Origin of the sequence: Arthrobacter sp. G.S.26, assembly GCF_050847375.1 — a bacterium.
Lineage (GTDB): Bacteria > Actinomycetota > Actinomycetes > Actinomycetales > Micrococcaceae > Arthrobacter.
Window position 1 is genome coordinate 2,339,391 of sequence record NZ_CP193752.1, and the last position, 11,418, is coordinate 2,350,808.

General features: G+C 67.7%; 11 protein-coding genes and 2 tRNA genes. 2 read left to right on the forward strand and 11 right to left on the reverse strand.

Going from position 1 to position 11,418, the window contains the following annotated elements; genetic code table 11:
* Window positions 1–6: 6 nt before the first annotated feature.
* Window positions 7–1,014: an AAA family ATPase gene (locus tag ACRB8A_RS10650; RefSeq protein WP_432244676.1), complete on the reverse strand. Its 1,008-nt coding sequence runs from the start codon at window positions 1,012–1,014 to the stop codon at window positions 7–9.
* Between the two features lie 139 nt (window positions 1,015–1,153).
* On the opposite strand from ACRB8A_RS10650, the gene ACRB8A_RS10655 reads away from it, so the two are divergent.
* Window positions 1,154–1,357 (forward strand): hypothetical protein, encoded by a 204-nt coding sequence (locus ACRB8A_RS10655; RefSeq protein WP_231686111.1) that lies wholly within the window; start codon window positions 1,154–1,156, stop codon window positions 1,355–1,357.
* A 36-nt stretch (window positions 1,358–1,393) separates the two neighbouring features.
* Here the strand turns inward: ACRB8A_RS10655 and ACRB8A_RS10660 are convergent, their stop codons facing one another.
* The 3 genes from ACRB8A_RS10660 to ACRB8A_RS10670 all read right to left on the reverse strand — a co-directional run bounded on the left by ACRB8A_RS10660 (window position 1,394) and on the right by ACRB8A_RS10670 (window position 5,000).
* Window positions 1,394–2,596 carry an ROK family protein gene (locus ACRB8A_RS10660; RefSeq protein WP_050687063.1) on the reverse strand — a complete coding sequence of 401 codons (1,203 nt, stop codon included), beginning with the start codon at window positions 2,594–2,596 and terminating at the stop codon, window positions 1,394–1,396.
* Window positions 2,597–2,757: 161 nt separating this feature from the next.
* Complete coding sequence (locus ACRB8A_RS10665; protein ID WP_432246033.1) at window positions 2,758–3,894, reverse strand: class I SAM-dependent methyltransferase; 1,137 nt, start codon at window positions 3,892–3,894, stop codon at window positions 2,758–2,760.
* 26 nt (window positions 3,895–3,920) lie between these two features.
* Entirely contained in the window at window positions 3,921–5,000 is a 1,080-nt protein-coding gene (locus ACRB8A_RS10670) for an FAD-dependent oxidoreductase (protein WP_432244677.1), read from the reverse strand.
* A 158-nt stretch (window positions 5,001–5,158) separates the two neighbouring features.
* Between ACRB8A_RS10670 and ACRB8A_RS10675 the strand changes: the two genes are divergently transcribed.
* Window positions 5,159–6,484: a class I SAM-dependent methyltransferase gene (locus ACRB8A_RS10675; protein WP_432246034.1), complete on the forward strand. Its 1,326-nt coding sequence runs from the start codon at window positions 5,159–5,161 to the stop codon at window positions 6,482–6,484.
* A gap of 62 nt (window positions 6,485–6,546) precedes the next feature.
* On the opposite strand, the gene ACRB8A_RS10680 is transcribed toward ACRB8A_RS10675, so the two are convergent.
* The 7 genes from ACRB8A_RS10680 to ACRB8A_RS10710 all read right to left on the reverse strand — a co-directional run bounded on the left by ACRB8A_RS10680 (window position 6,547) and on the right by ACRB8A_RS10710 (window position 11,414).
* A tRNA-Ala gene (locus tag ACRB8A_RS10680) sits at window positions 6,547–6,622 on the reverse strand.
* A 274-nt stretch (window positions 6,623–6,896) separates the two neighbouring features.
* Window positions 6,897–6,969 (reverse strand) — tRNA-Ala (locus tag ACRB8A_RS10685).
* A 113-nt stretch (window positions 6,970–7,082) separates the two neighbouring features.
* On the reverse strand, window positions 7,083–7,484 hold the full coding sequence (gene rsfS / locus ACRB8A_RS10690) for a ribosome silencing factor (protein ID WP_056597818.1): 402 nt from the start codon (window positions 7,482–7,484) through the stop codon (window positions 7,083–7,085).
* Between the two features lie 47 nt (window positions 7,485–7,531).
* Complete coding sequence (locus ACRB8A_RS10695; protein WP_432246035.1) at window positions 7,532–8,629, reverse strand: hypothetical protein; 1,098 nt, start codon at window positions 8,627–8,629, stop codon at window positions 7,532–7,534.
* Between the two features lie 421 nt (window positions 8,630–9,050).
* Entirely contained in the window at window positions 9,051–9,674 is a 624-nt protein-coding gene (gene nadD / locus ACRB8A_RS10700) for a nicotinate-nucleotide adenylyltransferase (RefSeq protein ID WP_285240174.1), read from the reverse strand.
* A gap of 49 nt (window positions 9,675–9,723) precedes the next feature.
* A complete protein-coding gene (locus ACRB8A_RS10705; RefSeq protein WP_050686656.1) occupies window positions 9,724–9,957 on the reverse strand; it encodes a hypothetical protein in 234 nt (77 codons plus the stop codon).
* Between the two features lie 77 nt (window positions 9,958–10,034).
* Window positions 10,035–11,414, reverse strand: a complete 1,380-nt coding sequence (locus ACRB8A_RS10710) for a glutamate-5-semialdehyde dehydrogenase (RefSeq protein ID WP_432244678.1) — start codon at window positions 11,412–11,414, stop codon at window positions 10,035–10,037.
* Window positions 11,415–11,418: the final 4 nt, after the last annotated feature.

Genomic DNA, 11,418 nt, shown 5'->3' on the forward strand with positions numbered 1-11,418 from the left:
GCAGCCCTACGGCGTCTGCACGGCATTGACCACCGCGTCGATCACGGTTTCCACCAGCACCTGCTCGGCGACGGCGTCGAACCCCAGGATCAGGCGGTGCCGGAGGATCCGGTGGGCCAGGGCCTTCACGTCCTCGGGGATCACGTGGTCCCGCCCTTCCAGCAGGGCACGCGCCCGGACGGCCTGGCTGAAGGCGATGCTGGCGCGGGGACTCGCACCGAATTCGATGTACCCGGCGAGGCGGGGATCGATGTACTGGGCGGCATTGCGGGTAACGAAGACCAGGCCCACGATGTAATTGACGATGGCCGGGTCGAGGTAGATCCGCCGGACGGTGTCCTGCACAGCGGACACGGCGGCCAGGGACGCGGCGGCGGGCGGTGCCTGCTCCTTGCTGTACACGCCGGCATCGATCCGCCGGATGATTTCCGCCTCTTCCGCCGGTGTGGGGTAGTCCAGGACGTCTTTGAGCATAAACCGGTCCATTTGCGCCTCGGGCAGCTGGTAGGTGCCTTCCTGCTCGATGGGGTTCTGCGTGGCCAACACCAGGAAGGGCGCCGGCAGCGGGTAGTCCCGGCCGCCGATGGACGTCTGCCGTTCCTGCATGGCCTCGAGCATGGCGCTTTGGGTCTTGGCGCTGGACCGGTTGATTTCGTCGAGGAGCACAATGTTGGCGTGGACGGGGCCCAGCTGCGTGGAGAACGTCCCGGTGGAAGCGTCGTAGACCTGGGTGCCGACGATGTCGCTGGGGAGCAGGTCGGGGGTGCACTGGATCCGGCGGAAGTCGCCGCTGACGGCCTCGGCCACCGTTTGGGCCGCGGTAGTTTTGGCCAGGCCCGGAACGCTTTCCAGGAGCACGTGGCCACCGGTCAGCAGTCCCACCAACAGCGATTCGCGGAGCCGGGACTGGCCCACCACTTTGGTTTCGAAACTCCTGGTGATGTTGGCCGCGACCTGTTGTGCCCTGGCCAGTTCCGCCGGTTCAATCCTTGCGGCGGCACGGGTCTGCTGCACTGGTGGTCCCCCTGGCTGGCTGGTTGATGGGTACTGGCGGGCGCCTGCACTCCGCCCGCCATCCTATCCAAGCCGGATGCGGTGGAGGCGGCAATGGGGACCACTCCCCATCCGCGCCCGGCAGGTCTATCCTGATGCCATGAGCGAGCTTCCAGCCAGTTACAAGGAGTTTCTCGCCGACAAGAGCGAGATGTTCGTGAACACCGTCAAGCCGGTCCTGCAGCAGTCTGCTGCGGATGGACTGCACGGGGTCCGCGTGGTGTACAACCCCGGCTCAACCGGCCACCAGGCGCACCTCGATGAGACCCTTCCGTTCGGGGTTGTCCTCGAGGACATCGACTAGCCAGCCTGTCCGGCTGCTGTGCCCGACCTCCTGATGTCAGTTTTCCAGCAGGAGGCGCTGGGCGCGGGGGGCCAGGGTGTGCTCCAGGACCAGCGACGCGGCACCGATGGCCCCGACGTCCTCGCCAACGCCGGTTCCCACCACATCGATGGGGTGGATCAGCCGGGCGGCGCTGCTGGCGTCAAGGAGCGGGGGCAGCAGTTCCAGGTAGCGCTCCGACAGTCCGCTCCAGAACGGGCCACCGAAAACCACCCGTTCAATGTCCAGGGTGTTGGCGACAACAGACACCGCCCGCGCCACCAGCACGGCGGATTTGTCGATGATGGCGGAAGCCTTTTCGTTGCCCTCGGCTGCCAGGCTGCACAGCCGCGAGAACTGCTGCTGGATTTCGGCTCCGCTGGTGCCCGCCAGCGGGCCATCCAGGACGCCGGCGGCCTGCGCCTCCGCGACCAGTACCTGCGGGATGCAGGAGGACTTGACGCAGCCGCGCTGGCCGCAGTCGCAGGGCGGGCCGTCCGGATCCACCATGATGTGGCCGATCTCGCCGGCGTTGCCTGACGTGCCACGGACCACTTCGTCGTTGAGGACGATGCCGCAGCCAATACCGGTGCCCATGTACATAAAGATGAAGCTGCCGGAACCGCTGGGGCCGCCGGCCCAAGTCTCGGCCACGGCGGCGCTGGTCACGTCCTTGTCCACCAGGACCGAGTAGCCCGTCGCTGCGGAGAGGGCGTTGCGCAGTTCCACCCGGTCCCAGCCGGGAAGCAGTGGCGGGTCAACCACCGTGCCGTTATCCAGGTCGATCGGCCCGGGAGTGGCCAGTCCCAGGCCGGCTATCAGGCTCTGGTCCACCCCGGATGCAGCCACAACGGCGGCGATCTCCGCGGCAATGGTGGCGATGACGGCGGCCGGGTCGCTGCCGCCCGGCGTGGCAATGCGGGAATGCTGCACCACCGCCCCTACGAGGTCCAGCACCACCACGGTGGTGACGGCCGGGTCCAGGTGGACCCCCAGGGCGTACATGCCGGCAGGATTGAGGCGCAGGATGGTCCGCGGCTTGCCGGGGCCGCTGCCTTCCTTGCCGGCTTCGATGATGAGGTGCTGGTCCAGGAGCCGGCGGGAAATATTGGAGATGGTCTGCGGGGACAGGCCCACAATCTGGGCCAGCTCCACCCGGCTCATCCCGCCGGAGGACCTGCGGATGGCATCAACGATCACCGTGAGGTTGAAGTCCCCCATTTTGGGCAGGTTGGTTCCGCGCCTCGGTGAGGATGGGCGGATCTCAGTCACTTCTTCCCCTATACCTTTACTGCGTTGCAGTGGTGATTCTTGAATCGTACGTTACGCCCTCCCGCAGGCCATACGTCTGTCCGACGGCGCGGCGCGCGGTAATTCAGCGGTCAGCGCAAGGCCCGCCGCACGGTCCGTGCCACCAGGAATTTTGGGTTCTGCCCCCGGACATCGGTGGCCCCCACCTCGCGTTCGAGTGCCGGCAGGTACGGGAGGTGCCGGTTGTAGACGGTCCAGAGTTCACCGCCCGGTGCCAGGACGCGTGCGGCGGCGCTGATCAGTTTCAGGCCGGCCCCGGCATGGATTCCAGCGCCCACGTGGAAGGGCGGGTTCAGCAGGACCAGGTCCGCGCTGCCCGCCGGCAGGGTGCTGAGTGCATCGTCCTGCAGGACACTGATCCGGTCCGCCAGGTTGTTGGCGCGGGCCGTTGCGAGCGCTGAAGCCACGGCGGCCGCTGACTGGTCGCTGGCGGTGACCACTGCCCCCGGGAACCTGCGGGCATACATTGCCGCCAGGATGCCCGTGCCGCAGCCCAGATCCACCGCGTGCGCCGCTGCGGGCATGTCGGGCAGGAAGTCCAGCAGGAACCGGGTGCCGATGTCCAGCTTCGGGCCGGCGAACACGGCACCGTGGGCGGCGACCGCCAGGTCCAGCTCCGCCAGGTGTTCCAGCACGGGGAACTTGGTGGCCGGCGCATCCGGCCGCGGCCAGGATGCCAGGATGACCCGGGATTTCTGCCGCGCCAGTTGCGGCTGGACGGTGGTGAAGTACTGTTCCAGCACCCGGTTCATGCCCAGCGACATGTGCTTCACCCGGCCGCCGGCCAGCACCACCGCGTCCCGGTCCGCATGCAGTGCCACGGCCGCGGCGATCTCCTCCAGTTCGGCCAGGGTCTTAGGCAATTGGAGGAGCACCGTCCCCGCACCGGCCAGCAGGTCCGCCCCGAGGGGGAGCTGCTCAAACCGGGCACCGGGTCCGGCGTTGAGGCGCAGCGCCCGCTCGCCGGTCACCAGGTCCTGGTGCACCCGCAGGTCCTCCGGTTCCAGCACGGCGCCGGCGCCGAGGGTCAGGGCACCATAGCGGTCCCCGACCACGGCGATCCGGGTGCCCGCGCGTCCTTCGGCAGCCGCGGTCTCGAGCAGGAGCCGGTCGGTGGCGTCCCAGGCATGGAGGTTTGCCGCTTCCACGTCGGGCCGCCGGCGCAGGCCGGCGAAAAGGTCATCAATGATGTGTGCTGGCTGGTCCATGCTGTTTTCGGGTTCTCCCTCGGTGGTCATTGCTGCCGTCCTTGCGCCGGTGCGGCCAGCTGCGGCAGCTTGAGGAGCGTTGCCACTGCCGCCCGGCCCGCCCGGTTCGCGCCGATGGTGGACGACGACGGCCCATACCCCACGAGATGCACGCGCGGCTCGGCTGCCACTTGCGTTCCGGCCATCGCAATTCCGCCGCCGGGTCCCCGCAGGTGAAGCGGGGCAAGGTGCTCCAGTTCGGCGCGGAAGCCGGTGGCCCACAAGATGACGTCCACCTTCAGCAGCTCCCCGGTGGCGAGGCGGACGCCGTCGGGCGTTAGGGACGTAAACATGGGCTGCCGGTCCAGGGCTCCCCTGGCGGCTGCGGCACGGAGGGTGGGGGTCCAGAGCAGGCCGGTCACCGACACAACGCTTTGCGGCGGCAGGCCCTGCCGCACCCGCTCTTCCACGAGCGCCACGGCGTCGTGGCCGGCCCGGCCATCGAAGCCGCTGTCCCGCCATACGGGCGGGCGGCGGGTGAACCAACTGGTACTGGTGACCAGCGAGATTTCGGCGAGCAGGCCCACCGCTGAAATCCCGCCGCCCACCACCGCAACGTGGCGGCCCGAAAATTCCTCCGCCGCCACGTAGTCGGCCACGTGCAGTTGGCGGCCACGGAAGCCGGCCTGGCCCGGGTAGATGGGCCAGAACGGCCTTGTCCAGGTGCCAGTGGCGTTGATGACCGCCCGGGCGGACCACACGCCGTCGTCAGTGGTGATCCGCAGCCTGCCGAGGGGGTTGCTGTCTTCCCTGCTGACGGAACGGACTTTGACGGGCCTCCTGATGGCCAGTGCCAGTTCCTCCTCATATCCGCCGAAGTAGCGGCTCAGGAACTCCGAACTCGGTTCCGCGGGATCCACCGGGGGCTTGGCCGCACCCGGCAGGTCGCTGATGCCGTTCACGGTGCCCATCCGAAGGCTTTTCCACCGGTGCCGCCAGGCGCCGCCCGGACCGTCTTCGGCGTCCAGGACCACGTGGTCCAGGCCGCGCCGCAACAGGTGGTACGCGGTGGACAGGCCGGCCTGGCCGGCGCCGATGACCACAACGTCGGCAAGGGCAGGGTTCACTCCCCCATGATAGTCGCGCCCCGACACCGGAAAATTCCCTGCTCCAGGGACGCTGACAACGGCGGGGACCGGCCTTAGTGTTGGCCCAAGGACGTGCATGACGGTTGCCGAGGGTACTGGCCAGCGGCGGGGAGGCCGTCCGGGAAGGCAGGACCGCCGTGGCCGCAGGGACTGGACATGCTGACCGGCTTGCCGCAGCACTGGGGGTGGTGCTGGGCACGGAAGGCATTCCGCTGCGCCTGCGCGCGTGGGACGGTTCAGAGGCAGGGCCCCTGGGTGCACCGGTCCTGGAGTTCCGGTCCCGGCGCGCGCTCCGGCGGATTTTGTGGTCGCCGGGCCAGCTGGGGCTCAGCCGCGCTTACGTGGCCGGTGAAATCGACACCCCGGGCGATATCTTCGCTGCCTTCACGGCGCTGAGCTCGGCAGGAAAGTTCGCCGAACCGGGCCCGTTCCGCCGACCCACGGCAGGGGAACTGCTGGTTTTGGTCCGGGCAGCCGTCCGGCTCGGCGCCCTGGGGCCCAACCCTGCGCCGCCTGCCGAGGAGGCGAAGGTCCGCCGGACGGGGCGGCTGCATACGCGCCGCCGGGACTCCGCGGCCATCTCCCATCACTACGACGTGGGCAACGACTTCTACGAACTGGTCCTGGGCCCGTCCATGGTGTACTCCTGCGCGGTGTGGGAGGGGATTCCGGCGGACGGTGCGGACGGCCATGGGACAGGCAACGGCCTGGTTGAAGGTCTGGACGCCGCCCAGGAAGCCAAGGTGGACCTGGTGTGCCGCAAGCTCGGGCTGCAGCCTGGCATGCGGGTGCTGGACGTGGGCTGCGGCTGGGGCAGCTTCGCCCTGCATGCTGCCAGCCGGTATGGCGCCACGGTGGTGGGTGTCACCCTCTCGGCGGAGCAGGCTAAGCGGGCCCGCGAACGGGCTGCGGATGCGGGCGTGGCGGACGCAGTGGACATCCGGGTCCAGGACTACCGCGATGTCCCGGATGGCCCGTTTGACGCCATCAGCTCAATCGGCATGTCGGAGCATGTCGGGCGGGCCGGGACGCCTCGCTATGCGGCCACGCTGTTCGGTTTGCTCAAGCCCGGCGGGAGGCTGCTGAACCACGCGATTTCCTGGAACGCCGGGGTCACCAGCCCGGACCCGGACTCGTTTATCCCCCGGTATGTCTTTCCTGACGGGGAAATGATCAGCCTCGCGGAGATGGCGGCGGCGCTGGAGACCGCCGGCTTCGAGATCCTGGACGTCGAGGCGCTGCGCAGGCACTACGCGCTGACACTGCGGGCGTGGGTCAACCGGTTGGAGGCCGGCTGGGACCGTGCGGTGGAGCTCGCCGGCCCTGGCCGGGCCAGGATCTGGCGCCTCTACATGGCGTCCAGCGCCCTGGGCTTTGAAAACAACCTGACCGGCGTCAACCAGGTGCTGGTCCGGCGGCCCGGCGGGGCGGAGCCGCCGCTGCGGCGGACGGAGTGGCTCTGAACCGGTCGCTGCCGCTGGCAACAAAAAAGAGAACCACCGGCGACGGTGGTTCCCTTTTTGTTTGGTGGAGCTGAGGGGACTCGAACCCCTGACCCCCTGCATGCCATGCAGGTGCGCTACCAGCTGCGCCACAGCCCCAAACCCTGCCGCCTCAACGGTAACCCGCGAAGCAACCTGATCAGCTTAATGCACTTTGGTGTTCCGCGCCAATCGGAGGTTCACCCAGGGGCGTATTTACCGTTTCCTGCCCCCAACACCCGGCGCGGACGTGATCTGTTGATGGCCTCCGCTATGCCCCGCTGGGGTTGCGGGAGGCTGGCCATGTTCCGCTGCTGGTCATGGAGACCATGATGGCGTTCGCGGGATACAAAAAAGTCCGCCGGAATCATGATGATTCCGGCGGACCGTTCGGTGGAGCTGAGGGGACTCGAACCCCTGACCCCCTGCATGCCATGCAGGTGCGCTACCAGCTGCGCCACAGCCCCGAACTACTGCTGTTCTTCGATGTTTTCCCGGGTTTCCCCGAAGCAACTCAAATATCTTAGAACAGCAATTCCGAAAATTCCAAATCGGGTATATTCGCCCGGATGGTGCGGAACTATTCGCCCTCGGCCGTAACTGCAGCCTTAGCGGACGTGTCATCCCCGAGCTGGAGATCCACAACGGGGCAGTCCTTCCACAGGCGCTCCAGGGCGTAGAAAACACGGTCTTCCTCGTGCTGTACGTGGATGACGATGTCCGCGTAGTCCAGCAGGACCCAGCGGCCACCGGAGCGGCCTTCGCGACGCACGGGACGGAGGTCCTGCTTGGCGAGTTCCTCTTCGATGCCATCAACGATGGCGTTGACCTGGCGTTCGCTCGGTGCCGAGGCGATCAGGAACACATCGGCCAGCGCCAGGCGCTCACTGACGTCCAACGCCACGATGTCCTGGGCGATCTTGTCGGCGGCAGCCTTGGCGGCGGTACGGGCAATGCTGATGGATGATTCTGTAGCAGTCATGGGACTTCCTTGTTGTTATTAAAAGCTGTGATGTTCGGCGGAGCCGGTCAGCGGGACATGCCGCTGATGATCAGGACAATGCCCGAGACGAGTGCCACGATGCCAAAAACCAGGATGCAGAGTTGAAGCAGGCGGTTCCGCTGCGCCCGGCCGAGCCCAGCGGTGGCAGCGTCGAGGGGGTCCAGCCCATGCGCGGATGCGGCCGGGATGCGTGGCAGGTCCGCAAAGAGGTCGTCTGGAGAGCTTTCGGCTGGAACGCCTGGAACGGGGGCCGCAGCTTTCCGTGCGGCAGCTTCCGCCCGGGCAATCACCTGGGACGGGCTGGTGCCGGCGTCCGGGGCGGGCCGTCCGGCGCGCGGTCCGGGCGGGTTTTTACGGCCCGGTCCGGAGGCGACTTTGCTACCGGGCCGGGTGACCACTGGAACATGGGACGTGGCGGGGCGCTTCATGACCGGCCGGTCGAAGCCAGGTACTTCGACAAACTCCAGGGGTGTCACCATGGCCAGGTTATCTGCGGTGGACGGTGCCGGCTTGCTTGCCCCGGCCCGCCGGTTGACCGCGGCCGCCCGCTCAGCAAGTGCCACCTGCTCAGCCAGGACTGCGGGGTCCACGGCTTCGGGATCCGCGGTCTTAGGGTCCAGTGAAGCAATGTGCTCCATCTTGGCGATCTGGTTCCTGGCCTGCTCGGCAATCAGTGCCCGCGCAGCCAGTGCCTGTTCCACCGTCATGCCCTTGGGGCCAGGCGCGGTGCCCGGTGCGGCAGGGACAGCGGGCTTGGCAAGCTGGCCTGCGGAGGCCTGCTCCGGCGCCGGAACGATTGGAGTGGCAGCCGTAAGGGCCTGCTCCTTGAGCTGCTGCAGGCGGATTTGGCGGCGGGTGAGCGGACCGCCGTCGGCCTGCTGCCCGTCTGCAATTTCCTGCTCCTTCAGCGTACGCAGCGCCGCGCGATCGCGGGCACGGATCTGGGAGGACCGCTGGGTGGACGTATCCTCCGGTGCGGCATCAGCAGGTTTGTTGGCGGCTCGCTTGGCAGGGGCAGGCTTTGCCGGATCCGGTTTAGCCTGTTCAGCCTGTTGAGCCTTGGCGGCAACGGGCTTGGCCGCTTCAGGCTTCACCGCAGCAGGCTTGGCCACTTCAGGCTTCACGGCAGCAGGCTTGGCCGCTTCAGGCTTCACCGCGCCGGGTTTGGCCGGTTGCGGCTTGGCTGGTGCGGGTTTCGCTGCGGCAGCCTTTGATGAAGCGGCCGGGCCGGCCGGCTTGGCCGGGACGGGCTTCGCCGGAGCTGCCGGCGCCGGAACAGCCTTGGTGGGTGCCGGTTTCATCGGAACGGGCTTGGCCACGGCGGGCCGCTTTGCCTGCGGTTGCCCGCCCTGGCCCTGCTTTACGGAAGGCGCCGCCGAGTCAGGTTGCTTGGTTTCGGCCTGTTTTGTGGCAGGCAGCGGCGCAGCATCCGGCTGGCCGGCAGCGGGAAGCTCGTCGACTTGCGCGGACACCTGTCCAGCTTCCCTTGCCTGGCGGAGTTCCCGGCGGCTACGGAAGGTTGGCTGTTCCTGACTCATTAGGGACTCATTCGGTACTGGCGGGTTCACGTGCTTCGGAAGTTGGATTGGTGACGGCGGTACGCTCATCCGCATACAGGCCGTACTTGGCGATGTACTGGACCACACCGTCCGGCACCAGGTACCACACGGGGTTGTTCCCCGCCACGCGGGTGCGGCAATCGGTGGACGAAATCGCCATGGCCGGCACCTCAAGGAGGCTGACGTCCGTGCGGCCCATCCCGTCCAGGACGTGCCCGGGCCGCGTGACCCCCACAAAGTGGGCCAGCGACCACAGTTCGTCGATGTCCTTCCAGGACAGGATCTGCGCCAGGGCGTCCGCGCCCGTGATGAAGAAGAGGTCCGCATCCGGGCGCTGGGCCCGCAGATCGCGGAGGGTATCGATGGTGTATGTGGGGCCGGGCCGCTCCACATCCACCCTGCTGACCGTGAACCGCGGGTTTGAAGCCGTGGCAATCACTGTCATCAGGTAGCGGTGCTCAGAATCACTGACCTGCTTGTGCGATTTCTGCCAGGGCTGCCCGGTGGGCACAAACACCACTTCATCAAGGTTAAACTGCGCAGCAACCTCGCTGGCAGCCACCAGGTGTCCATGGTGGATGGGATCAAACGTCCCGCCCATAACGCCCAGCCGGAGCCTGCCCTTGGCGGCACCGCTGTGGTGGAGAACGCCGGAAATGTTAGTGGCCCTGCCCGTGATCGTGCTTGTTGGGGTGCTGGCGGTGCGGATCCGCGTGCTCCTCAGTGATGCTGTGGCGGTTGCCCAGGTTGGAGTAGGACAAGGTGATGAACATCAGCACCAGCAGGATGCCGAAAATGACCGCGCCGAAGACCCACGGCTCGGCCCACAGCGGAGCGAGTTCGTGCTCTTCGCCTTCTGCGGCAACTGACATGGCGATCTGCTGGAACAGCATTTTCTCCCCTAAGGCTCAAGGTTTTCGGGCAGCGGCAAACGCGCTGCTGCAGGCTTCTGGTCTATATTACCGCGTTGCTACCCGCGGACCTGGCCTTCGCCCTGGACGATCCATTTGGTGGTGGTCAGCTCCGTCAGTCCCATGGGGCCGCGGGCGTGCAGCTTCTGGGTGGAGATGCCCACTTCGGCCCCCAGGCCCAGTTCCCCGCCGTCGGTGAACCGGGTGGACGCGTTGACGATCACTGCGGCGGAGTCAATCTCGGCGATGAAGCGTTCGGCGTTGGCGAGGTCGTTGGTCAGGATGGCTTCGGTGTGGCCCGTGGACCACTTCCGGATATGGCTGACGGCGTCGTCAAGGGTGTCCACCATGGCGACGGCAAGGTCCAGGTCCATGTACTCCGTGCCCCAGTCCGCGTCCGTGGCCGGAACGGACTCGATGGACGCGGGCAGGGCGGCGCGGATCCGCTCGTCGGCGTGCAGCCGGACCCCCGCGGCCTGCAGGGCAGCGGCGACGGCGGGCAGGACGGTGGAGCCCGAGTGCACCAGGAGCGTTTCCACGGTGTTGCAGACGCTGGGGCGCTGGGTCTTGGCGTTCAGCAGGATCTCCACCGCCATGTCCACGCCGGCGGACTCGTCGATGAAAATGTGGACGTTGCCCTCCCCCGTTTCGATGACGGGGACTGCGGAGTTGGTGACCACGGTCTGGATCAGCTCGCGGCCGCCGCGGGGAATCAGGACATCCACCCTTCCGCGGGCACGCATCAGCACCGTGGCCCCGGCGCGGCCGTACTGGTCCACGGTCTGGACGGCGTCGGCGGGCAGGCCCACGGATTCCAGGGCTTCGCGCAGCACCCGCACCAGGACGCCGTTGGTGGCTTCAGCAGCGCTGCCGCCCCGAAGGATCACGGCGTTGCCGCTTTTGAGCGCCAGGCCGGCGATGTCCACGGTGACGTTGGGACGGGCCTCGTAGATGGCCGCCACCACGCCCATGGGAACGTTGACCTGGCGGAGCCGCAGGCCGTTGGGAAGGGTCTGGCCGCGGACCACGTTGCCTACGGGATCGGGCAGGCCGGCAAGGTTGTCCAGCGCGGACACCAGCCCGGCGATGCGGGTCCTGGTGAGGGTGAGCCGGTCCAGCATGGCTGCGGAGGTTCCGTTGGCTTTACCTGCCGCGACGTCGCGGGCGTTAGCGGCCAGGATGGCCTCGGCGCTGTCCTGCAGGGCCTTGCCGATGGCCTCGAGTCCGCGGTCCTTCCACGCCCGGTTGGCCATGGCCATCCGGCGTGAGGCCTTGCGGGAGCGGTCAGCGATGGCATGCACCGCTGCCTCGACGTCAGCCTCAGGCAGCGGGGCATCAACCGTCACCGGCGCGGCGGCAGGCGCCACGGCGTCCGCCGGGAAACCGGCGGCGGTGTTTTCGGTGGTGTCAGCAGCTGTGTGGGTCAGGGCCTCAGTCATCCTT

What these genes read in the sequence shown, in the direction of transcription:
- rsfS (WP_056597818.1), bottom strand. Translation starts at nt 7,484, where the DNA reads ATGACTGCTACAGAATCATCCATCAGCATTGCCCGTACCGCCGCCAAG.
- ACRB8A_RS10710 (WP_432244678.1), bottom strand. Translation starts at nt 11,414, where the DNA reads ATGACTGAGGCCCTGACCCACACAGCTGCTGACACCACCGAAAACACC.
- ACRB8A_RS10660 (WP_050687063.1), bottom strand. Translation starts at nt 2,596, where the DNA reads ATGGGGGACTTCAACCTCACGGTGATCGTTGATGCCATCCGCAGGTCC.
- ACRB8A_RS10655 (WP_231686111.1), top strand. Translation starts at nt 1,154, where the DNA reads ATGAGCGAGCTTCCAGCCAGTTACAAGGAGTTTCTCGCCGACAAGAGC.
- ACRB8A_RS10665 (WP_432246033.1), bottom strand. Translation starts at nt 3,894, where the DNA reads ATGGACCAGCCAGCACACATCATTGATGACCTTTTCGCCGGCCTGCGC.
- ACRB8A_RS10705 (WP_050686656.1), bottom strand. Translation starts at nt 9,957, where the DNA reads ATGCTGTTCCAGCAGATCGCCATGTCAGTTGCCGCAGAAGGCGAAGAG.